The sequence below is a fragment of the Campylobacter concisus genome (assembly GCF_002092855.1).
GTDB lineage: Bacteria > Campylobacterota > Campylobacteria > Campylobacterales > Campylobacteraceae > Campylobacter_A > Campylobacter_A concisus_AI.
The window spans coordinates 118,199-141,087 of sequence record NZ_LVLC01000012.1 but is presented as its reverse complement, the minus strand read 5'-3'; the positions used below and the strand labels follow the sequence as shown (position 1 = coordinate 141,087).

Genomic DNA, 22,889 nt, shown 5'->3' with positions numbered 1-22,889 from the left:
TAACAATTTATCTAAGCTATATTATTAAATATAGCTTAAAAGCTACTATAAATTTTTCTCCAAAAGTCGTTTTATCTAGGTTAAAAGTCAAAGCTTAAAAAAAATAAGTAGTAATTAATATTTAAAATATTAAATATCTATATAATTTCATTAATACATTTTTTATAAGGAGAATGGTTATGGCAACCAGAAAAGAACACGATTTTATAGGTGAGTTGGAAATCTCTGACGATTTTTATTATGGTATCCAAACATTTAGAGCTACCGAAAATTTTCACATGAGTGGTAGAACATTAAAAGAGTATCCATACTTTGTAAAAGCATTTGCACAAATCAAAAAAGCAGCCGCACTTGCAAATAAAGAGGTTGGCGTTTTAGACCCTAAGATTGCTGATACTCTAGCAAAAGCCGCTGATAGAGTAATAGCTGGTGAGTTTTTAGATCAATTTGTGGTTGATATGGTCCAAGGTGGTGCTGGAACAAGTACAAACATGAATGCAAACGAGGTTATTACAAACATCGCACTTGAGAGCATGGGTCATAAAAAAGGTGAGTATCAATACATCCATCCAAACGATCATACAAATCTTGGACAAAGCACAAATGACACTTACCCAAGCTCAATAAAAGTAGCAACTTACGCAAAGCTTACTGATTTGCTTACTGCGATGAATCTACTAAAAGACGAACTTGATAAAAAAGCAAAAGAATTTAAAGATATCATCAAAATGGGCAGAACTGAGCTTGAGGACGCAGTTCCTACAACACTTGGAAATACATTTAATGCATTTGCAAGCTACATCAAAAGCGATATCGAAAAGATCACAGCTGCACGCGAGTCAATGACATATCTAAATATGGGTGCAACTGCGATTGGTACAGGTATCAACTGCCACCCTGATTATAAAAATGTAGTTGTTAAAAAGTTAAAAGATATAACTGGTGTTGATTTCAAAAAAGCTGATGATTTCATCGCAGCTACACAAGATACAGCAGACTTCGTTCACGTAAGTGGCGCGTTAAAAACCGCAGCTGTTAGACTTTCAAAAATCGCAAATGACCTTCGTTTGATGAATTCAGGCCCAAGATGCGGTCTAGGTGAGATAAATTTACCACAAATGCAACCAGGTAGCTCAATCATGCCAGGTAAAGTAAATCCAGTTATAGCAGAAGTTGTAGGCGAAGCGTGCTATGAAGTAATCGGTAACGACGTAACTATCATGCTTTGCTCAGAAAGAGGCGAATTTGAGCTAAATGCATTTGAGCCAGGCATCGCTTATGCATTATTTAACTCTATATTTATCCTTGAAAACGCGATGAAAACACTAGCTGAAAAAGCTGTAAGAAAACTAACAGCAAATCCTGAAGCTTGCTTAAAATCAGTTCTAGGCTCAGTTGGCATCGTAACTGCGTTTAACCCATACATCGGTTACGAAAAATCTGCAAGTATCGCTAAAGAAGCCCTTCAAACTGGTAAAGCAGTTGGCGATATCTGCCTAGAGAGAGGCTATCTAAGCAAAGAAGAGATCGATAAAATTTTAGAGCCAAAAAATATGCTAAATCCAAGCATGGTTAGGTAGAAATTTAAGCAAAGTATTATTAAAAGCGTGTCAAAATTCTGACACGCTTAAGTAAAAATTTTAGTTATAAAATTTAATAGAGGAGTTTTCAATGGATATTTCATTGATATTACAGTTGATCGTGCTTTTTGGTGCGATATTCTTGGGTGTTAGACTAGGCGGTATGGCTATTGGTTATGCTGGTGGCATCGGCGTCGTAGTTTTAACTTTAGGACTTGGATTAAAAGCAGGTAGTATACCTTGGGATGTTATTTTAATCATTATGTCCGTTATAGCTGCTATTACAGCGATGCAAGTAGCTGGTGGCCTTGATTATTTGGTGCAAATAGCCGAAGGGATACTAAGAAAACATCCAAAATACATAAATTTCTTAGCCCCAGTTGTCACTTATTTACTAACTGTATTTGCCGGTACTGGACACACAGCATTTTCTATGATTCCAGTTATTACCGAAGTTGCAAAGACACAAAATATTAAACCTAGCGCGCCTCTTAGTATAGCTGTTGTTGCTAGTCAGATAGCTATTACAGCAAGCCCAGTTTCAGCAGCGGTTGTATTTATGGCTGGTGAGCATGCTTTGGGCGGACTTGGCATTAGTTATCCATTACTATTAGCTATCTGGATACCTACAACTTTTATTGGTTGTATGCTAACGGCTCTTGTTATAAATATATTTTATAATCTTGATCTAAGTAGCGATAAAGAGTATCAAAGAAGACTTAAAGAAGGGTTAATCAAAGATGTTAAAATCGAAGAGAAAAAAGAGCTTCCAAAAGGAGCTAAACTATCTGTTTTAATATTCCTAGTTGGCGTTATCTCTGTCGTTTTATATGCTACTGCTATTAGTAAAAACGTAGGCTGGATAAAACCAAGCTATGTAACAGGCTATGAAAAGATTTATGAGACCAAAAGCCCAGATAAATTTAATGAACTAGTTGCAAAAGATATAAAAGTCAAAACTGACTCAACTACTAATGTAAAATATGTAGAAGATCCAGATAAACCTACAAAGGTGTTGGTATTAACTAGAGATAACGCTATTATGAGCTTTATGCTAGTTATCGCTACTTTAATCACACTAACTTGTGGCGTTAAAGTCGATAAGCTATTCAATACAGCTACATTTAAAAGCGGTATGACCGCGTGCGTCTGCGTACTAGGTGTAGCGTGGCTTGGAGATACTTTCGTGGTAAATCACACCGATGCGATCAAAAATTTTGCCGGCGATTTTGTTAAAGACTATCCGTTTATGCTTGCTGTTGCGCTATTTTTTGCTAGTATGCTTCTTTACTCTCAAGCCGCTACCGCAAAGGCGCTTATTCCTACGGTCATAGCTGCACTTGGCTTAACTGCTGCAAATAACGGTGACGCATATATTTTAGTTGCATCATTTGCCGCAGTTTCAGCATTATTTGTGTTGCCAACATATCCGACACTACTTGGAGCCGTTCAAATGGATGATACTGGAACAACTAGGATAGGCAAATATATATTTAACCACTCATTTTTTATTCCAGGCGTTTTAGCTATTGCTTTTTCTGTTGCACTTGGATTTTTGATAGCTCCGATACTTTTATAAGTATTTTAAATCAAACTTAAGCCGAGATCTCTCTCGGCTTTTTTAAATCCCTTTAAAATTTTTAATTTCTATTTAAAATCCTTAATCAAAATTTTATATTCAAAATTTTTATAAGATTGCGTTAAAAATTATATTAATTAAATTTATAATTTTTATAATTTTATTCATTTTGATATTAGCATACCTATTTTTTAAAACTAAAAATCTAAATATAAATATTAAGTAAAATTTAATTTTATTTTCAACTTTAAATACTAGAATAACTAAAGGCAAATATCTTTTAAAGGGAGAAAGATGAGCTTAAATAGACGAGAATTTTTAAAATTCGGTGCTGGAGTTAGTATGGTTGCATCGTCCTTACCGGGTGGTGCTTTGGAAAATGCTGCAAAGCAAGATGAGAAGTACGTCCGTAGCTTTTGCGAGATGTGCTCTTCAAGATGCCCTATCGAAGCAAAGGTCGTTGATAACAAAATTTGCTTCTTAAGCGGTAATCCAAAAGCTGGCGGTACGGCGACTTCGCTTTGTGCAAGAGGTGGCTCTGGTTTTAGTCAGCTTTATGACGAAAATAGAGTCAAAAAGCCTTTGATCAGGGTTGGTGAGAGAGGCGAAAATAAGTGGCGTGAGGCTAGCTGGGACGAGGCACTTGATCTAGTTGCTTCAAAAATGCTTGAGATCAAGCAAAAGTATGGCCCTGAAAGCTTCGTTTTTACCTGTAAAAGCTCGCAAACGCATAAGCTAATGGTAAATTTTGCCTCAGCTTACGGCTCGCCAAACTGCTTTTCACACTTTTCGTGCTGTCCGATCACCTATCAAATGGTCTGTGAGCAGATGTATGGCATAGCTAAGCTAAAAAGAGACTTTGCAAATGCAAAATACGTTGTAAATTTTGGTCACAACCTATTTGAAGGCATCGTCATAGCTGATGCTAAAAAGCTTGCTAAATTTGCAGCTAAAAAAGATACAAAGCTGCTTGTGCTTGAGCCAAGATTTAGCGTTGTAGCTTCAAAAGCTGATGAGTGGCTACCAGTTAGACCTGGTACCGATCTAGCTTTTGTGCTAGCTATCATAAATACATGGATACAAAATGGCACTTACGATAAGGAATTTATAGAAAAATTTACAATTGGCTTTGATGAGATCGTTAAAAGCGTAGAGGGCAAAACGCCTGAGTGGCAAGAGGCGATCACTGGCATAAAAGCAAGTGATGTTAGACGAATCGCTGATGAAATTTATAAAGCTGCCCCAAGAGTTATTTTTGATTTTGGTCATAAGACAACCACTACAAGAGCTGAATATATGCGAACAAAAGCCATCATGGTGGCAAATGCGATGATGGGCAACTGGGAGGTTAAAGGCGGTCTTTTTGGTGGCAAAAATGCAAAAACCTTTAATAAACTAGTCGGCGAGGATAAATTTCCAGTTCTTAAAAATCCAGATGATAAATTTAAAGTGCCAAAAGTTACTAGACTAGACTTTGCTGGCGAGACTGGTAGGCATAAATTTGTAAGTAGAAAACATGGCGTTTTGATGGATATAAATGACGCTATCTTAAGCGAGAAACCATACGCCATAAAAGGCTGGTTTAACATCCGCTTTAATCACCTAATAAACGTTGCTGAGACGATGAAGAGCATAGAGGCGATGAAGAAGCTTGATTTTATCGTGGTAAGCGATGTCTATCTAAACGATATGGCGACATTTGCTGATGTCATCTTGCCTGAGAGTAGCTACCTTGAGCGCGACGAGGGCATAGAGGATAAGTCAGGTCTAAAGCCAGCTTATATGATAAGAAATAAGGTTATTGATCCAGTTGGCGACACAAAAGACGGGGCGTTTATCTTTAGAGAGCTAGCACGCCGCATGAAGATAGATGAGCTTTACACTTGGAACGACATACGTGAGTTTAGGATGCAGCAAGCTGGCGGAGATGTAAATTTACTTGCTACGCTGGAAAAAGATGGCTTTATAACGTGGGATGAGCCGGGAATTTTGTTTAGAGAAAAAGGCATGATCGATAAATTTGTTGCTAAATATCCAGTCGCTTCTAAATTTATAGGTGAAAATGGTCTAATGGATGATATGGCTAAGCTTAAAACAAAAAGCGGCAAGATAGAGCTATTTTTGCCTGATGTCGAAGCGCAGTTCGCAGGATATGGCGCGCTAAATGATAAAGATATGGACACATTTGACGGACATGATCTTTGCTTAACTTGCGGCAAAACACCTATTCATACCAATGGACATACTCAGGCGGTACCGTCGCTTCATGATCTTATGAGTGATAGTCCAATTTGGATAAATCCAAAAACAGCTAAACGTAAAAATTTACGTGATGGCGATATGGTCGTGGTGAAAAATAAATTTGGCGAGCAAAAGGGCAAGCTCATGGTGACCGAGGGCATTAGAGAAGATACACTCTTTATCTATCACGGCTTTGGACACATCACCCCAGCTCTTAAGAGTATAGATCACGTGGGGCTAAATACAAGCGTGCTTCTTAATCCAGCCGAAGGGCCAGTGGCTGCAACCATGGTTACAAATGTTGGCGTTAGCATAAGTAAAGCGTAAGGATAGAAAATGAAAAAATATATGATGATACATGATGAAAATTTATGCATCGGCTGTCAAGGCTGCTCGGTAGCTTGCAGAAGTGCAAACAACGTACCAAGGGGACTTTACCGCTTGCAGGTGCATGCAAAGATGAGTGGGACATTTCCAAATTTAAAGACTGATTTTTTACGTCAAAGCTGTGTTATGTGCGAAGATGCACCTTGTGTTGAGGTTTGCCCAACTGGTGCTAGTTTTAAAACAGCTGATGGCGTGACGCTGCTTGATCATAGAATTTGCGTTAGTTGCAAATACTGCATCCTAGCCTGTCCATACGACGCTCGCTACGTCTTGCCAAATGGTGAGATAGGCAAATGCACATTTTGCTATGAGAGCAGGCTAGAAGAGGGCAAAGAGCCAGCATGTGTTAGCGTCTGCCCTACAAATGCCCTAACTTTTGGCGACGTAAATGATGAAAACTCTAAAATTTCAAAGAAATTAAAAGAGAGTAAATACTACTTGCCAAAAGCGGAGCTAAATACAAAACCTTCACTTGCGATGATCGCAAATACAAAAGGAGCACACCATGAATAACATGTCAGGAAGCCTAGCTCAATACTCTGAAATTTACTGGGGCTGGCCGATAGCCGTTTATCTATTTTTAGCAGGACTTAGTGCGGGTGCTAGCATCGTTGCTGTGCTCATTTCAAAAAAATATGGAAAAGAGAATTATTACTTTAAAGCAGCCGCTCTTATCGCTCCAGTGGCGATCATTCTTGGACTTGCTCTTTTGGTGCTTGATCTTGGCAAGCCGCTTAGCTTTTACTGGATACTCTTGCTTTACAACTTCGACTCAGTCATGTCAATAGGCGTTGCGCTGCTTCTAGTTTATACACCTCTTAGCGTTATATACGCGCTTGGCGCATTTAAAAACGAGATTGCATTGCTTAAAATTTCTCTTTTTGACGTGGTTGCAAATTTTGCTAGCAAGCTTTCAAGCCTACTTGAAATTTTACTTTTTATCCTAGGCATTGGCGTTGGTGCATATACAGGCTTTTTGCTAAGTGCAGCTCACAAGATCGCACTTTGGAACACATCAGTCTTGCCAGTATTATTTTTAGTATCAGGCTTGAGCTGTGCTGGTGCATTTACACTGCTTCTAGGCGTGCTAAAAGATAAGGCAAAAAGGCAAAACGATATTGCACACTATTTATTAAAATTTGATTTTTTTGCGATTATTGCTGAGTTTTTGCTCATAGTTGCTCTTTTTATGGTTGTAAAAAGTGCAAGCACAAGTGGTGCGCAGAGCGTAGCAAACGCACTTGGCGCAAATTCTCTTGGGCTGATGTTTTATATTGGCGTCATTGGTTTTGGTATGGCTTTGCCTATCATTTTAGACTTAAGCGTTTTAAAGGTGCATGATTTTAAACGCGAATTTGCCGTGATTAACGCATTATTCGTAATATGTGGCGTCTTTTTGCTAAGGTGTTACATTGTCTATGCGGGGCAAATTTTTATTTAATACTTAAAAAATAATTTTAATTTTGAATTTACCTATTAAATATTACAATAGGGCTAAATCTTAATAAGACTTATTTTTTAGGAGAGAGATTTGAAAATTTTGCTTTTAGAAGATGATTTAGGGTTTCAAGAGAGCGTCTGTGAGTTTTTGCAGACGCTTGATTATGAAGTTACAGCTGTGAGCGATGGCCAAGAAGCGTGTGATCTGATAGAGAAAAATTTCTATCATCTTTTTATACTCGATATAAAAGTTCCTGGTGTAAATGGACATGAAGTTATCAAGTACATAAGAAGTTTAAATCCAAATGCTCCTATCATGATAACAACATCTTTAGTTGATATAGGCGATATGGCTATTGGCTATGAGCTTGGTTGTAATGAATATCTAAAAAAGCCATTTGAGCTTGCTGAGCTTAAATTTAGAGTAGCTGAGCTTATGAGAAAATACTATGGAACTGACGATAAAAACATAGTAAAGATCAATGACGAGTTTAGCTTTAATCTAAACAAGCGTGCGCTATTTAAAAACGGCAAAATGGTCGATCTTAGTGCAAAAGAAGTCGCACTTGTTGAGTGCCTAGTTTCACATCTAAATTCTTACGTCAGCATGGAAGAGCTAAGAGATCTTGTCTGGAATGATAAAGATATAGAAGGCGCTGATATCAGAATGCATGTTTTAAAGATAAGAAACAAAACAACCAGTGACTTTATCACTTCAAAGAGGCGTATAGGCTACAAGATAGATGCACAAGAGCTTTAAGATCCAGATTGTAGCGACATTTGTCATAATGTCGCTTTTTTGTTTTCAAAGCTTTGTGATCTTAAATTTAAGCCAAAAAAATAGCACTTCAAAAGCTCTTTTTGGTGCGATGAAGCATGAAACCATTATCAAAAATTCGTTTTTAAAAAATGAAAATATAACTCCTTCTTTAAAGTATAAATTTGCGATCTATGATGTAAATTTTAATCCAATTATTTCAAATCTTACCAAGCAGCCAAGCAACTTTAAATTTGTAACACTTGAAGAAAATGGCTTCTTGTTTTATAAAAGCTTTTTTATAAAGGATAAAACGCCTTATTATATTGTCGTTGAAAAAGAGCTTGATAATGAAAAAAGTATATTTCTAGCGGCACTTATGCTCCTTGTCATCCTTGTAGCGGTGCTTTTTATCGTCTATTTTTTATATCTAAGTAGCGTTAAGCCCTATAAAGAGTTTCAAAAGTATATGAACAACTTCTTTAACGACGCCATGCACGAGCTAAAGACCCCACTTGGCGTGGCTGGCATGAACCTTGAGATGCTTGGACTTGAAAACAAGTATATAACTCGCATCAAAAACGCCCTAAAACAGATGCAAATAACCTATGAAGATGTTGAGTATTTCATAAAGCGAGGCTACATAAAATTTCCACTCGAGCGGCTAAATTTAGGTGAATACATAATAGAGCGAGTGAAATTTCTCTCAAGCGTAGCTGATGTCAAACACATCGAGATAAAGATAAATTTAGAAGGCGATGCATTTACCATGCTAAGCAGAGTTGAAGCTCAGCGCATCATCGACAACACCATAACAAACGCAATAAAATACAGCCAAAAAGAGAGCGAGATAATAGTAAATTTAGAGCTTGAAGCAGATCGCATCAATTTTATCGTGCAGGACTTTGGCAATGGGATAAAGGACGTAAAAAGGGTCTGGAAAAGATACGTCAGAGAGGATGAAATTCAAGGCGGTTTTGGTCTTGGGCTAAATATAGTCAGTGAAATTTGCCAAAAACATGAAATTATATACGGCGTTGATAGCGTCTATGGCAAGGGCAGCACCTTTTATTATAAATTTAAACGAGCTTAAATTAAGCATAAAAGCGTAAAATGAAGCCTTAAATTTAGAAGGAAAAACTTTGGATAGAATCGTTGAAATCGAAAAAGTAAGCTTTGAAAATGACTTTGAAGTCTCGCTTAGACCGACAAAATTTGAAGACTACATCGGACAAGAAAAGATCAAGCAAAATTTAGATGTCTTTATAAAAGCAGCCAAAAAGCGAAATGAGTGCCTAGATCACGTGCTATTTTATGGCCCTCCAGGACTTGGTAAAACTACCCTTGCTCACATCATCGCAAACGAAATGGGCGTAAGCATCAAAATGACCGCAGCGCCTATGATAGAAAAGAGTGGTGATCTTGCGGCGATCCTTACAAATTTACAAGAGGGCGACGTGCTTTTTATCGACGAGATCCACCGCCTAAGCCCAGCTATCGAAGAGGTGCTCTATCCTGCGATGGAGGACTTTAGGCTTGATATTATAATTGGCTCAGGACCAGCTGCTCAGACCATCAAAATAGACTTGCCAAAATTTACGCTGATCGGTGCCACCACTCGTGCTGGCATGATCTCGGCGCCTTTAAGAGACCGCTTTGGTATGGATTTTAGGCTGCAGTTTTATACAAGCAGCGAGCTAAGCCGTATCGTGCAGATCGCCTCAGCTAAGCTTGGCAAAGAGTGCGATAAAAACGCCTCGCTTGAGATCGCCAAACGCTCACGTGCCACGCCAAGGATCGCTCTTAGACTATTAAAGCGAATTCGCGACTTTGCCGAGGTAAATGACGAGCTAATCATCAGCCACGAGCGCGCAAAAGAGGGACTTAACGCACTTGGTGTAAATTCACTTGGATTTGACGAGATGGATATTAGGTATTTAGAAATTTTGATGCAAGCAAGGCGCCGTCCTATGGGTCTTAGCACGATAGCTGCGGCACTTAGTGAGGACGAGGGCACGGTTGAGGATGTCATCGAGCCATATTTGCTTGCAAATGGCTTTATCGAGCGCACCGCAAAGGGCAGGATCGCTAGTGCGAAGTGCTTTGAGACCTTTAATGTCAAGATCGATATCGAAAAAGGGCTTTTTGAGTAGCGAAATTTAAATTTGGAGCAAAAATGGGTGAGCCACATCTTTGTCCTAGGTGCGAGCAAAGGACGATTTACTTTGATGGGATCTGCTATGATTGCAGGCAAAAAGAGAAGCTGGAGTTTTATCAAGGCTTAAGCGAGGCTGAGATTAAGCAAAAGCTAAAAAATGTCCTAGCTCACACAGACGAGATAGGCAAATATGATGAAATTTATAGCGATCTTGTCTATATTTTCTACCTGCACGGCATTTGCGACGAGCAGATAATAAGAGAAGTAACCAAAGAGTGTGAATACTATCCATTTGAAATTTACAAAAACGCCTCAAGTGATGTAAGAGATGAGCTCATAAATAGTCTAAATGGCGCTGAAAATATCGTAAAAATAAATCATATCCTTTGCGCACTTGCATGGCAGGGTGATGAGGTGGTGAGGGAGCTATTTTTTAAGCTCTATAAGGCGCCAAAGCCATGGAAGGCAAAGCTTCACGTCGATACTGACGCATACGCCAAGGTTGCTGGCTGGAGCTTTGACGAGAGTGGTAAGATAAAAAGCCTAGTTTTTGATAGGTGTTTTACATGTGGGCCAAGCCAAAACGTAGATACAAGCATTAAATTTAAAGCACTAAGCGATGAAAAATGTAAATTTTGTAGCGGTGAGATGCTGGAATTTATCATCAAAAAAGAGAGTCTAAAGCGACTCGGACTAGAGCTAAAAAACGATGCTGTGCTTAAATTTTGCCCAACATGTGTGGGCTTGGTGCAGTATTTTTGCCAAAATGATGGCAATAGCGTGCAAACTGAGGTAGTGGGCGAGGGCGAGAGTGAGGACTATTTAAGAGATGCTGTGGCAACGCTAGATGGGCAAAATTTCGAGCTAGCCAGCGAGGTTTGCGCTCACTACTCGTATATGATAGATAGCGAAATTTTGCTTGGAGGATATCCGCAGTGGGAGCAAGATGCTGAGTATTTAAAATGTCCAAAATGCAGCAAAAGCATGAAATATCTAGCACAAATTCCTTTTGGAAGTCTAGTAGATGGCGAGGGAACTATATATGTTCAAGTCTGTGATGAATGCGAGATTATCGGGGCAAATTTTCAATGCACGTAAAAGTCTAAATTTGTAGGAGCTTTTGAGCTAGAAATTTTGCGTAAAACTATAAATTTATCTAAATTTACTAAGCGCCAGTAGCATGCTAAAAATGCCAAAAGCCTAGCCGTACTTGCTAGCTTTGCAAGCTTGATGGCAAAGAGATTTAGCAAATTTGGGAAGCAAATGAACAGCTTTGATAAATTTGCTATAATTACCCCATTTTAAGGGAGCAAGATGAACAATAGACTATTTTTTGGAATTTTTGTATTTTGTGCTTTGGCTTTAGTGGTCTATCTTTTTAAACCATATCTACTTGACATTTTTATCGCAGCACTGCTTGCTGTCGCGGTTTCAAATGTCCAAATCGCATTTTTATCGCTCACTAAAAACCGCAAGACGCTTTCATCGGCTCTTACCACATCTGTGCTTCTTTGCTTATTTATCGCCCCACTTCTTTATGCGGTAGTTGAGATCGCAAAATACGCGGCTGGCTTTGATATAAACAATGTTACAAAGACTATCGAATTTATCAAAAATTATGATTTTAGGATGCCTGAGTCGATAAATTTTTTAGAGCCAAAGATAAAAGAATTTATCGGCGGACTTGATATTAAAATGCTTTTTTCTCAACTTGCGACAAATCTTGCAAGCCTGGGTAAGTTAAGCCTTAAATTTGGCATTGATATGATCATTATTTTGGTCTTTTTCTTCTTTTGCAATCTTTATGGCAATGACCTCATCAGCTATCTAAAATATACACTTCCTCTAAAACAAGATGACACAGAGTCTATTTTAAGCGAGGTTGGCAATGTGATGAGTGTCGTTTTTTATTCAACCATCGCAAATATGATAATCCAAGGCTTTTTATTTGCTATTGTCACAAGCTTTTACGGCTATGACGGCGTGCTAACTGGCATCTTTTTTAGCTTTGCTTCGCTTATTCCAGTTGTTGGTGGTATTTTGGCATGGGGACCTATTAGCATTTATGAGTTTGCAAATGGCAACATAGCAGCAGCGATAACTATCGCAATTTATACGATCGTAGTGATCTCATTTGCAGCTGATACGCTTTTAAAGCCACTTGTTATTAAATTTATAAACTCAAAGCTGGTTAAAATACCAACAAAGATAAATGAGCTTCTTATATTCTTTGCGATGCTTGCAGGCATCACGACATTTGGGTTTTGGGGCGTGATCCTTGGACCAGCGATCGTGACATTTTTTATCTCGACTATCAAGCTTTATACGCTTTTAAGAGAGAGAAATTTCGTATAAAAATAGGAGCAAATATGATCTATGAAGATAAATTTATAAAAATCGAGCGTGAAGACAATGAGCTTCCTTGGATAAAAATTTTTACCATTAAGCCATTTCGCGAGCTAAGCGATTGTGATGAAGCGAGTAGGGCTAGGCTATTTGAAGCGATGCTTATAAGCGAAAAGGCGATGCTTGAGTTTTATAAACCAACCAAAATAAACATTGCAAGCTTTGGAAACTACGTGCCACACGTGCATATTCATGTTATTGCTAGATTTAGTGACGATGCATTTTTCCCAGATAGCGTTTGGGCTAATCCAAAAAGAAAAAGCGAGCTTGTGTTGCCAGAATTTAATAAATTTGCAAAATTTTTAGAAGAAAAGTTAAGGGCTAGTTTTGAATAAATATAAAAAATATCTTAATGTCTATATCGTTTTTATCTTTATCATAGTACTTGGAGGGCTTTTTTACTTTCTTTACAGCTCTTATATGGCTGAAAAGATGCAAAATAATATGCGAGTCTTTTTTGATTACCAGGTAAAACAGCTTAATAAAAGCATAGATGATGAGAAATTTTCATCAATGGCGATCTCTATCTTGCTTGCTCAAAATGAGTCTATACAAATGTGCTTGCTAGGGCAAAGTCGCGATGAATGTATAAAAAATATCGAAAATTTAACCAAAACCCTTGGCGCAGCATCGATGTATAACAACATTAAGCTTCACATTTATGATAAAGATCTAAAAAGCTATGTAAGGAGCTGGGATCTAAACAGATATGGCGATATGATCGCTAGTAGTAGGTTTTTAGTACAAGAGTCAAGGCATCAAAACAAGCCCATGGTCGGCATCGAGGCGTGGTATGCTGGAACGCATATAAGGGCTGTCTCAAACGTAATACGTGATGGTAAAATTATTGGCAACATCGAGGTTTTATTAAATTTTGACTCACTTGGAAATTATTTTAAAAAGCAAGGAATTGATCTATTTGTTCTTTTGGCAAAAGACAAGATGCCATCACGTAAAAGCATTCCAAGTGATCAAATTTTAAATGATTATTACATCGAAAATTTAAGCAGTGCAAATTTAAATATCGTAGGTTTTTTGCGTGATATTAATTTTAAAGAATATGAATTTTACGTTTATAAAACACACTACTTTTGCGTGGTGCCACTAATAGACGCTAGCAACACACAAATAGGCTATTATGTGCTTCATGTAAATACCAATGAAAAAGAGCGAAATATTTCACAAAATTATTTCGAGTCAGAAGAGCTCTTTTAGATTCTATTTATCTGATAAATTTTGTATTTGTAGTGTAAATAAAAAGAATGGTGGAAGCGAGGGGGATCGAACCCCTGTCCAAAAACAAAATGCATACAGCCTCTACACGCTTAGCAAAAGTGAAAATTTCATCTAAAAAGGCTCACTTTCCAAAACCAAAATTTAGACTAAGACTAAAATTTCAGCTAGCAAGCAGTCACTTTGCGAGCCTACTCTAGCTAAATTGCTCGCTTTTGTCCTAGCTAGAATTAGACTAAGCAAGGCTCAACTGAACTTACGCAGCTTTAGCGTAAGCAGGAGCGAAATTAACGTTGTTTGCGTTTAAATTTAATTTGAGCTTTTTACGCTTTGCTCAAAGCGACGTGCCACCGTATACACTCTGCTCCTGTCGAAGCCAAGTCGCTCCCAAAAAATAAAATGGTTAGTGAATTATTTAGTTAAGTTTTGCAGGCACATCAATGATTTTTGGTTCAAGAACACTAAAATATTCAAAATCGTTCTCGACGTCATCTTTATATTTATTAAACTGATCGCTAATAAGTAGTAACCAATCTATAAATTTATCATTTGCTGGCCCTTTTAGACTTCTTGCCTCTTGAGTTATCTCTTCAGCTAAAGTTGTAAGCTTTAATATCGGATCAAGATGCATGAATCCTGCTGCTGATTTAATATTATGAAAAATCCTAGTAAGCTCTAAGATGCTATCTTTATATTTATCAGCTCTTCCTAAATTTATTATCAAAGGCTCGAGTAAATCGCACATTAAAGCATAGTGAGATAAAAATTCTTCAACTATATCATAAGAGTAATCTATTTCAAGCCTTTTTAATATACCCATTTTTATGTCCTTAAGAAATTGGCGTAATTGTAGCAAAAATTTGATAAAATTGTTAGCCTTTTAGCTAAAAATCCTTGGAGCTTGCAATGAAAAATGAAAAAACTCAGAAGAAAAAACTAAGCATAAATGATATAAAAAATAAAAAAGGCATTGAGCCTATTGTAATGATAACAGCCTATGATGCGTTATTTGCTAAGCTTTTTGATGATTATGCTGATATTATTTTGGTTGGCGATAGCTTAAATATGAGTTTTAATATGCAAGAAAGCACGATAAGTGCGGACATGAATACCATGCTTTATCATACAAAGGCAGTTTGTAATGGAGCTAAAAATACTTTTATCATGGCCGATATGCCATTTGGTAGCTACACAGATGAAAAGCAAGCGATAAAAAATGCGATGAAATTTTTCAAACAGACAAATGCCGATGCGGTAAAGCTCGAAGTTGGCATACATCAAGTAAATTTAGTAAAACGCCTTTGCGAAGAGGGCATAAATGTTATGGCTCACATTGGCTTAAAGCCTCAGTTTTATAAATTTGAAGGTGGCTATAAGATAAAAGGCAGAAGCGAGATCGAGGCAAAAAAACTAATTGAAGAGGCTTTGGCGTTTGAGCAAGCTGGAGCATTTGGCATCTTGCTTGAAGGTACGATGAGTAGCGTGGCTAGCGAGATAACAAAGCAGGTTCATGTGCCAGTTATTGGTATCGGATCCGGAGTAAATGTCGATGGACAAGTACTTGTATGGTCTGATATGCTTGGATTTTTCGAGAACTTTAAGCCAAAATTTGTAAAACGCTATCTTGATGGAGCGGATATTGTAAGAAAGAGTGTGCAATCCTACGCAAATGATGTAAAAGGCAAAATTTTTCCAAGTGAAGAATTTTGCTATTAGGATGATTAATATCCGCGTTAAATAAAAAGCGTCAAAAGGCTATCTATTTAAATTTCTTTATAGCCTTTTATATCAAGACCAAAGCCTGCTAAGCTTACAAATTCTTTATTTTTATTTGAGCTTAAAAGCTCAATTTCGCTTATGTCAAAATACTTTAAAATTTGTGCCCCAATGCCATAATCTTTTTGTGAGCTTGCATCGCTTTTATTGCTGTCTAAAAATAGCAACACTCCACCATTTTTAGTTAAAAAATCCAACGATTTTAATAAATTATCAAACTTATCTCCGCTTAAAAGCTCATGGTCTTTGCTTATTTTTTGAAATTTTACATTAGTTTGCGCTTTTATCTCTCCGAAAACATAGGCAGCGTGATTTTTATTTTCGTGATCTTTTATGTCATATCTTTTTGCTTCAAAACCACAGATTTTTACACTCTTTGCGGGCGAAACCTCTATTAAGCTTTCGTGGCTAAGTCTGTATTCTACTAATTCAGAAACGCTTATCATATTTAGGTTAAATTTTTTACAGAATTCCTCCAGATAATCACGTCTTGCCATTGTGCCATCTTCTTTTACGATCTCACAAATCGCAGCCATTGGACTAACGCCAGCAAGTTTACAAAGATCAACTGATCCTTCAGTGTGACCTGTGCGAACGAGGACACCACCTTTTTTTGCAATAAGCGGAAATATATGCCCAGGCCTTACAAAATTTTCAGGTACCGAATCAGTACTAGCAGCAAGTCTAATCGTCATATCACGCTCATAAGCACTTACGCCTGTCGTTGCCTCCTTTGCATCAATTGTAACAGTAAATGCGGTTTCGTGACTGGATGTATTTTTAGAAACCATTAGCGGCAAATCAAGTCTTTTTGCATTTGCTTCATCCATTGCAAGGCAAAGCACACCTTTTGCATGAGTGATCGCAAAATTTACCTTTTGCATATCGCTGCTTGCCGCTGAAAAGACCAAGTCTCCTTCATTCTCACGGTCTTCGTCATCTACCATAATTACCATTTTGCCATTTTTTATATCTTCAATCGCTTTTAATACATTTTCAAATGCCATAAATTTCCCTTATTAAATTTTTACGATTATATTGATTTTTTGATAACTTAGAGATAAAAATATTAATTTTGATTTGTCTTGTATCAATTATTTAGAAATTTTAGAAAAAGATTTATTTTTAAATATATGCGATTTGACAGTAATAGCTTATATTTTATTTTTAATTTGTCTTATGTATAAATTTTTAAAGCATAAATTTTAAAAAATACACTATTTTTAAGAATAGCAATAACTGGGAAAAATGGAAGTTAAAGAATAATGGATGGCGCAGCGGACGGGGCTCGAACCCGCGACCTCCGCCGTGACAGGGCGGCATTCTAACCAACTGAACTACCGCTGCACCTAAAAATGGTGGTCGCTATAAGACTCGAACTTATGACATCCACCTTGTAAGGGTGGCGCTCTACCAACTGAGCTAAGCGACCTAAAATTTAAAAATATCTGGCGACCCTTAGAGGATTTGAACCTCTGTTTCTACACAGAGAAAGTAGAGTCCTGAGCCACTAGACGAAAGGGTCATAAACCCAAAAATGGTGTCCTGCGTTGGATTCGAACCAACGGCCCCCTCATTAAAAGTGAGATGCTCTACCGACTGAGCTAGCAAGACATTTGTTTAAAAAAGAATTGAGATTATACAAAAAACATTATTACATGTCAAGAAAAGGATGTTTAAAATTTGTTTTTAGCTAACATGGTTGCATGGTTAGGTTGGTTTGACATCAATAAGTTTTCAAAATAAAATATATTATAAAGCCCACTTGCAAGATATGCAGACACCAAATGGATGAATATTGGATTTATTTAATAAAATTTATTTAAATTTAAGTATCTTGTCTTTTAGCCTCATGTGAGCAGCTATTGTTATACGATAGATGATGCGTGATTCGTGGTAAAAATTGTGAATAATATGGATCAACGATATTGATTGTATATATATGGCTAAATAAATTATTTTGAACTGATAAATTGATGCTATAGAGTTATTTAAAGACAGCATATATTTGAGATATCCACCTGAATAAATTCTAATTGTCTCGTGTAAGTTAAACCAAAATTATAGATAGTACTTGAAAAATATTTTAAACTACAGTCAATAAATAGAAATCTATAAGAACATAAATCTAAGATATTTAAGATTAGGATTAAACCCCGTTAATAGGGGCTTAATAGTTTAATAATTATAGTCCATCAAAAGGATTTGAAACTACATCTTTGCGATCTACTATGTAAGGTATAATAGCTGCATGACGAGCTCTTTTGATCGCTTTTTCTACCATCTCTTGGTGTCTTTTTGATGTGCCAGTTAAACGTCTTGGCATTATTTTAAATCTCTCTGATAAACAATACTTTAAAAGAGAAGTATCTTTATAATCTATAAAATCAATTTTTGCTTCTGTAAATTTGCAATATTTACGTGAATATTTTCTTTTTTCTGCCATTTTCTATCCTTTAAATTAAAACGGTATTTCGTTGTCGCCATCAAAATTATCGGCGTCAATGTTTATATCAGGGATTTTTTCCTCATAGTACTCTTCTTGTACTTTTTTATTTTGTGGTTGCATTTGCTGTCTTTGTGGTGCTGAATTTTGATATCCACCATTGCCATAGCTATTAGTTGAACCATTATTTCGTTGTTGTGAGTACGAACTATTTTGATTAAATCCACCTTGACTTTGTCCATTGGCTCCGCTATTTCCGCCAAGCATCTCCATATTTTCAACTACGATCGAGTGCTTTGAGCGGTTTTGTCCATTATTGTCGGTCCATTGATCAAATTTTAATCTTCCTTCAACTAGAAGTTTGGAGCCTTTGCTTAAATATTGATTTGCTATTTCAGCTGATTTGCCAAAGAATGATATGTCAATAAAGCATGTCTCTTCACGTTTTTCGCCGTTAGTATTAAATTTTCTAGTAACAGCAATACCGGAATTTCCTATGGCAGATCCACTAGTAGTGTATCTTAGCTCGATATCTCTTGTTAAATTCCCAACCAGTACTACTTTATTGAACATTTTTTATCCTTGATTATTCTTCTGTAAAAGTTTGCTCGTCTACTTTTTCAACTCTTGGCTCACGTGGCGCTCTTGGCTCACGAGACTCTTTTTTTATGGTTTGTTTGATACCTTTGCAAAGTCTTTCCCAAGCTGCGATTTCGCGTTTATTTTCATATTTAACGCTTAAAAATCTTATGATATCTTCAGTGATCCTTACATTTCTTGTAAGCTCTGCAAGAAGTGCTGGTGGAGCTTTGTAATAGATAACAAAGTATGTTCCACGCTCATATTTTTTGATGGTGTAAGCTAGTTTTCTAGTGCCCATCTCAACGACAGTAGCGATTTCGCCGCCATTTTTTGTTATAACTTCTTTTACGAAGTCAACTTTAGCTTTAACTTCTTCTTCCGTTAATGTCGGCTTAAGAATAAATAAAAGCTCGTAATGTTTCATTTCTTCTCCTTATGGATATTTAGCTCACTTTGTGAGCAAGGATTTTGCTTTAAGCAAGGGTGGATTTTAGCTTAAAGTTACTTAATATTTGCTGTTGATATGAGATGTTGCAAATTTAAAATAGTTGATAATACAAAAATTTCTTTATCCATTTTTGTGTTTGTTTTTAGCTCTAGCTCGGCTAAATTTAGCGTTTTAAATATCTCCAAATAGGTATTTAAATTTAGTTTTAAGCTATTTGCTTTTAATAAATTTGCGACATTTACAGGCGGTTGATAACCAATCGCCTCATCTAAATTTAATCGGCCATTTATCTTGATGTAAGAGTGAATTTTAAATAGCCTAAAAAATGCTTTGTAAAGTGAGTTTAGAAGTAAAATTTCATTAAAATTTGGATCTTCTAGATAGGTAAAAAAGTCGTTTTTTATATCTTTTAGAGCCATAAATTTATTAAAAAAATCATCAAAATTTATCCCGCCAAGTCCAAAAACTAGCCTTTTTACATCATCTTGTTCGATGTGTGTGTTTAGGCTCTTTAGCTTTGTTAGCTCGCTTGCTGCAAGGTATAAATTTTCATTATGTGTAAAGTAAAGTTCATAAAGTGCGTTTTTAGTTATGTTTAGTCCTATTTTGGCTGAGTTTTTGGCTAGTAAATTTATCGCTTCATCTGGAGTTGAGGGCTTGAAAAATCTTGCAAAATTTGTCCCAAAAGCCTTTTGCGTATCAAAAAGTAGTTTCATATCGGACTCATAAAGCTCAAACAAAAAGTAGTTATCCTGGCTTTTTGAGCAAAGCAAGATGAGCTCCTTTAGCTCTTTTGCTGGGATCTTTTTGTCGCTTTTTACATAGAGGATATTTTTGCCGCCAAAAAGTGACTGCTCGCTTAGGTGAGAGCTTGCTTGCGCGTAGTTGTACTCGTCAAAATAAAGGCTTAATAAATTTACGTCTTCGCTTGAGTAAAAGCTCAAAATTTCTTTGCCAAAGAGCTCGATCTGAAACTCGTCCGCCCCAAAAAGTAAGAAGTAGTTGCTTAAATTTGCATTTGCTAAATTTAGCTCCAAATCTTTTCTATACATCGATCTTTCTTACCACTTTTGCAAAAATTTTAGCACTTGCGATGTCGGCCTCTGTGATCTTTACGACAAGCTTTTGAAGTAAATTTGCGCTGTATCCTGTTATAAAAATCCTAGCTCCGACAAAATGATCATCAAGCTTAGCGACCAAAACATTTTGGTTTTCGCTCACGTAGCAGCGCACCTCTTTGCCGATATTTGCAGCTGCCCAGCGCGTAAATTTCCTATCCATAAAGTCGTAGGCTACCTTGTCAGCTTCTCTTTCAAGCTCGCTTAAGGTTGCACATGTGCTTTGGATATTTAAAAGTAAGAAGTTGTAAAGCTTATCATCTTTTGAAATTTTAGCCTTTAAAAGTCTGTGTAAAATGAGATCAGAATAGCGTCTAATAGGGCTTGTAAAGTGCGTGTATCTATCAAATCCAAGCCCAAAGTGACCTAAATTTTCACTTGAGTACTCAGCTTTTTTTTGAGACTTGATGATGAGTTTATCTATCTCCTCGCGGTTGCCCAGTTCATCGGCTTTTATTTGGATCTTTCTTATCAAATTTGCAAGGTCACTCTCGTAGGTAAAGTCAAGCCCCAAAAGTTGCAAATCTTCAAGTAAGGTATCTATCTTTTTAAAATCAGGCGAAGCGTGGTTTCTAAAAACGCCCTTTGTGATGAGCTTTGCGGCGGCTTTATTTGCTAAAAGCATGCAGTCCTCGACAAGTCTATGTGAGTCGGAATCACTTTCAAATCTAGTTTGTAAAATTTGACCCTCTTCATCAAGGCTCATTCTCAGCTCTTTTGTCCTAAAGTCAAATGCGTGCAAAAGCCTTTTTTTGCGAAGCTTTGTGGTGAGTTTAAAAAGTGGCTTGATCCATGAAATTTCACACTCTCTTTTGCCTTCTAAAATTTCATCAATCTCGTCGTAGTTAAAGCGCCTTTTTGAAAGGATGATCGTCTCAAAAAGCTCCTCTTTTTTTACCTCATTATTCGCATCAAGTGAAATTTTAAAACAAAATGCAAGGCGAGGCACATCTGGCTTTAGCGAGCAGATATTTTCACTTAGCGCGCGCGGCAGCATCGGCACTGAAATATGTGGAAAGTAGATAGAAAAGCCTCTTTTTTTAGCCTCGCTATCAATGGCACTATATGCAGTCACGTACTCGCTCACATCGGCAATAGCAACGTAAATTTCGCGCTTTTTCTCATCAAAATATATGGCATCGTCAAAGTCTTTGGCGTCAACCGGATCGATCGTGCAAAACTCTAAATTTCTTAGATCAATTCTGTTTGGATACATGCTAGCATCGACTTCATCACCAAAAGCCTTTGCTTCAAGCTCGCAAGCCTCGCTAAATTTATCATTTTTATTATAAATGGCAAGCGAAATTTTCTCATCGCTTAGTGGATCTTCTAAATTTCCTAAAACCTCGACTATTTCGTTATTTAGGTTGTTTACCTTAAGCAGCGTCCCAAGTGGGAGCATCTTTAGGCTTTTTTGAGTCGCTTTTAAGGTCGTGCTTAGTCCAGTTTTTAAATTTACACCCAAAATGGCCGCTCCAAAGCGTTTTGTATAGACCACGCTTGTCTCATTTGCAAGCTTTAGGCTCATTACTATCTTAGCACTTTGGCGTTTTTTCTTAAGTGGCAAAAGCTTTGCTAACACAATGTCGCCAAGGTGTGAGTTGTTTAAATGTTTATTTTCTACGATGATGTCTTGCTTGAAGCGCTTGTCAAATGGCATGATAAAGCCAGTTGCGTTTTGGCTGATGTCTAGCTTGCCGCAGACGTAGCCATTGTTTAGGTAAAATTTATCTTTATGAGAGCTTACAGCACCAAGATTTAAGAGATTTCGTAAAATCTCTTTATCTTCGTTTGAAACTTCTTTTTCCTTGATGCCAACTAGTAGTGATGTTAGAAATTCTTTCACAAATTATCTTTGACTTTAGCGACAGCCATTAAAAACGTATCATGTCCAAAGCCGTATTCGTCAAGAAGAGGTAGAGTATTTTGTATGCTTATATCATCAAGTTGATTAAAGATATTTACAGCCGTTTTTATCACTTTTAGGGCTTTTGCGTAATCTTTTATATGATCTGGTGCCTCTTCTGGATTAGTTGAATATAATATTGAGCTGCTAAGCTCTGTCTCAAGGTTCCATTGTTCAAAAATTTTAGCTGTAACTTCTTCATTTGACATATCTAAAATTTCTGTTTCAAATAGGGCAAGATCAATTGGACTAGATATATTTTTAAGTTTTTCTCTAAATTCGACGTCTTGTTTATTTTCGGCTAATTCGTGAGCAAGAACTATCTTGCCAATCTCAAGCATAAATGAAGCTGGAGAGAGAATTTCTAGGCTTTTAGGATTAACTTTAGAATGCCAATTATACATTAGTGCATTCTGAATGATTGAGATATTTAAAAAATCTTGTGTAGTAATGCCATAAGGCTCTAAATTTATAGAAAAGCTCTTTTTAATCGTACTTGAAAGCGCAAAACCTCGAATCGTAGCCATACCAAAAAGAGAAATAGCTCTTGCAATGGTTGTGATCTCTTGAGAAAACCCATAAAGTGGAGAGTTTGCTGAACGCAAAATATTTGCTGTTAGCATCGGATCCTTTTCGACCACTTTTGTAAGATCACTTATTGAGCTATTTTCGTCCGCATGTAAGCGTTGGATTTGTATAACTGTGTCATCTAATGGTGGAAGTGCTTTGATTTTTTTAAAAACTGATTCATTCATTGAGTTATCTCTTTTTTTGAAATTTCAGCGTATTTTATCAAAATAAATTATCATAAAACTTAAAAAGAGTTTCTGTA

Annotated in this window: 21 protein-coding genes, 4 tRNA genes and 1 other RNA gene; 13 read left to right on the top strand and 13 right to left on the bottom strand. The window is 36.8% G+C overall.

Annotated elements, in window-relative coordinates:
- Positions 1–179: 179 nt before the first annotated feature.
- The 12 genes from A3223_RS05045 to A3223_RS04990 all read left to right on the top strand — a co-directional run bounded on the left by A3223_RS05045 (position 180) and on the right by A3223_RS04990 (position 13,763).
- Positions 180–1,580 (top strand): aspartate ammonia-lyase, encoded by a 1,401-nt coding sequence (locus tag A3223_RS05045; RefSeq protein ID WP_084109400.1) that lies wholly within the window; start codon positions 180–182, stop codon positions 1,578–1,580.
- A 91-nt stretch (positions 1,581–1,671) separates the two neighbouring features.
- Positions 1,672–3,159 (top strand): anaerobic C4-dicarboxylate transporter, encoded by a 1,488-nt coding sequence (locus A3223_RS05040; protein WP_054196953.1) that lies wholly within the window; start codon positions 1,672–1,674, stop codon positions 3,157–3,159.
- Between the two features lie 294 nt (positions 3,160–3,453).
- Positions 3,454–5,727 (top strand): thiosulfate reductase PhsA, encoded by a 2,274-nt coding sequence (phsA, locus tag A3223_RS05035; RefSeq protein ID WP_084109399.1) that lies wholly within the window; start codon positions 3,454–3,456, stop codon positions 5,725–5,727.
- A gap of 9 nt (positions 5,728–5,736) precedes the next feature.
- Positions 5,737–6,300, top strand: a complete 564-nt coding sequence (locus A3223_RS05030) for a 4Fe-4S dicluster domain-containing protein (RefSeq protein ID WP_072595164.1) — start codon at positions 5,737–5,739, stop codon at positions 6,298–6,300.
- Entirely contained in the window at positions 6,293–7,228 is a 936-nt protein-coding gene (gene nrfD, locus A3223_RS05025; RefSeq protein WP_084109398.1) for an NrfD/PsrC family molybdoenzyme membrane anchor subunit, read from the top strand. Before A3223_RS05030 ends, nrfD begins: the two co-directional genes overlap by 8 nt.
- A 90-nt stretch (positions 7,229–7,318) precedes the next feature.
- Entirely contained in the window at positions 7,319–7,987 is a 669-nt protein-coding gene (locus tag A3223_RS05020; RefSeq protein WP_084109397.1) for a response regulator transcription factor, read from the top strand.
- Positions 7,971–9,077 (top strand): sensor histidine kinase, encoded by a 1,107-nt coding sequence (locus tag A3223_RS05015; protein WP_084109396.1) that lies wholly within the window; start codon positions 7,971–7,973, stop codon positions 9,075–9,077. The genes A3223_RS05020 and A3223_RS05015 overlap by 17 nt, the downstream gene beginning before the upstream one ends.
- Before the next feature lie 49 nt (positions 9,078–9,126).
- Positions 9,127–10,137 carry a Holliday junction branch migration DNA helicase RuvB gene (gene ruvB / locus A3223_RS05010; RefSeq protein WP_009294236.1) on the top strand — a complete coding sequence of 337 codons (1,011 nt, stop codon included), beginning with the start codon at positions 9,127–9,129 and terminating at the stop codon, positions 10,135–10,137.
- 23 nt (positions 10,138–10,160) lie between these two features.
- Positions 10,161–11,240 (top strand): cytochrome C, encoded by a 1,080-nt coding sequence (locus A3223_RS05005; protein WP_084109395.1) that lies wholly within the window; start codon positions 10,161–10,163, stop codon positions 11,238–11,240.
- Between the two features lie 216 nt (positions 11,241–11,456).
- On the top strand, positions 11,457–12,497 hold the full coding sequence (locus tag A3223_RS05000) for an AI-2E family transporter (RefSeq protein WP_084109394.1): 1,041 nt from the start codon (positions 11,457–11,459) through the stop codon (positions 12,495–12,497).
- A gap of 14 nt (positions 12,498–12,511) precedes the next feature.
- On the top strand, positions 12,512–12,883 hold the full coding sequence (locus tag A3223_RS04995) for an HIT family protein (protein ID WP_084109393.1): 372 nt from the start codon (positions 12,512–12,514) through the stop codon (positions 12,881–12,883).
- Positions 12,876–13,763 carry a cache domain-containing protein gene (locus A3223_RS04990; protein WP_084109392.1) on the top strand — a complete coding sequence of 296 codons (888 nt, stop codon included), beginning with the start codon at positions 12,876–12,878 and terminating at the stop codon, positions 13,761–13,763. Before A3223_RS04995 ends, A3223_RS04990 begins: the two co-directional genes overlap by 8 nt.
- Before the next feature lie 48 nt (positions 13,764–13,811).
- Here A3223_RS04990 and ssrA read toward each other — a convergent pair.
- Positions 13,812–14,170, bottom strand: a transfer-messenger RNA (tmRNA) gene (ssrA, locus tag A3223_RS04985).
- A 26-nt stretch (positions 14,171–14,196) separates the two neighbouring features.
- Positions 14,197–14,601 carry a histidine phosphotransferase gene (locus A3223_RS04980; protein WP_035167557.1) on the bottom strand — a complete coding sequence of 135 codons (405 nt, stop codon included), beginning with the start codon at positions 14,599–14,601 and terminating at the stop codon, positions 14,197–14,199.
- An 86-nt stretch (positions 14,602–14,687) separates the two neighbouring features.
- On the opposite strand from A3223_RS04980, the gene panB reads away from it, so the two are divergent.
- The gene (gene panB / locus A3223_RS04975; protein ID WP_084109391.1) at positions 14,688–15,497 is read left to right on the top strand and encodes a 3-methyl-2-oxobutanoate hydroxymethyltransferase; all 810 of its coding nucleotides are present in this window, start codon (positions 14,688–14,690) and stop codon (positions 15,495–15,497) included.
- Positions 15,498–15,544: 47 nt separating this feature from the next.
- On the opposite strand, the gene A3223_RS04970 is transcribed toward panB, so the two are convergent.
- The 11 genes from A3223_RS04970 to A3223_RS04920 all read right to left on the bottom strand — a co-directional run bounded on the left by A3223_RS04970 (position 15,545) and on the right by A3223_RS04920 (position 22,812).
- Complete coding sequence (locus tag A3223_RS04970) at positions 15,545–16,564, bottom strand: bifunctional 3,4-dihydroxy-2-butanone 4-phosphate synthase/GTP cyclohydrolase II (RefSeq protein WP_084109390.1); 1,020 nt, start codon at positions 16,562–16,564, stop codon at positions 15,545–15,547.
- A 263-nt stretch (positions 16,565–16,827) separates the two neighbouring features.
- A tRNA-Asp gene (locus tag A3223_RS04965) sits at positions 16,828–16,904 on the bottom strand.
- A gap of 9 nt (positions 16,905–16,913) precedes the next feature.
- Positions 16,914–16,989: transfer RNA gene (locus A3223_RS04960), tRNA-Val, on the bottom strand.
- 17 nt (positions 16,990–17,006) lie between these two features.
- Positions 17,007–17,082 (bottom strand) — tRNA-Glu (locus tag A3223_RS04955).
- Between the two features lie 13 nt (positions 17,083–17,095).
- Positions 17,096–17,171: transfer RNA gene (locus tag A3223_RS04950), tRNA-Lys, on the bottom strand.
- 571 nt (positions 17,172–17,742) lie between these two features.
- Complete coding sequence (gene rpsR, locus A3223_RS04945) at positions 17,743–18,003, bottom strand: 30S ribosomal protein S18 (protein ID WP_021091467.1); 261 nt, start codon at positions 18,001–18,003, stop codon at positions 17,743–17,745.
- A gap of 15 nt (positions 18,004–18,018) precedes the next feature.
- Positions 18,019–18,576 carry a single-stranded DNA-binding protein gene (locus tag A3223_RS04940; protein ID WP_021091531.1) on the bottom strand — a complete coding sequence of 186 codons (558 nt, stop codon included), beginning with the start codon at positions 18,574–18,576 and terminating at the stop codon, positions 18,019–18,021.
- Positions 18,577–18,589: 13 nt separating this feature from the next.
- Positions 18,590–19,009, bottom strand: a complete 420-nt coding sequence (gene rpsF, locus A3223_RS04935; RefSeq protein WP_084109389.1) for a 30S ribosomal protein S6 — start codon at positions 19,007–19,009, stop codon at positions 18,590–18,592.
- Between the two features lie 77 nt (positions 19,010–19,086).
- Complete coding sequence (gene holA, locus A3223_RS04930) at positions 19,087–20,085, bottom strand: DNA polymerase III subunit delta (RefSeq protein WP_084109388.1); 999 nt, start codon at positions 20,083–20,085, stop codon at positions 19,087–19,089.
- Positions 20,078–21,997, bottom strand: a complete 1,920-nt coding sequence (locus tag A3223_RS04925) for an RNB domain-containing ribonuclease (RefSeq protein ID WP_084109387.1) — start codon at positions 21,995–21,997, stop codon at positions 20,078–20,080. Before A3223_RS04925 ends, holA begins: the two co-directional genes overlap by 8 nt.
- Complete coding sequence (locus A3223_RS04920) at positions 21,994–22,812, bottom strand: HDOD domain-containing protein (protein ID WP_084109386.1); 819 nt, start codon at positions 22,810–22,812, stop codon at positions 21,994–21,996. Before A3223_RS04920 ends, A3223_RS04925 begins: the two co-directional genes overlap by 4 nt.
- Positions 22,813–22,889 lie beyond the last annotated feature (77 nt).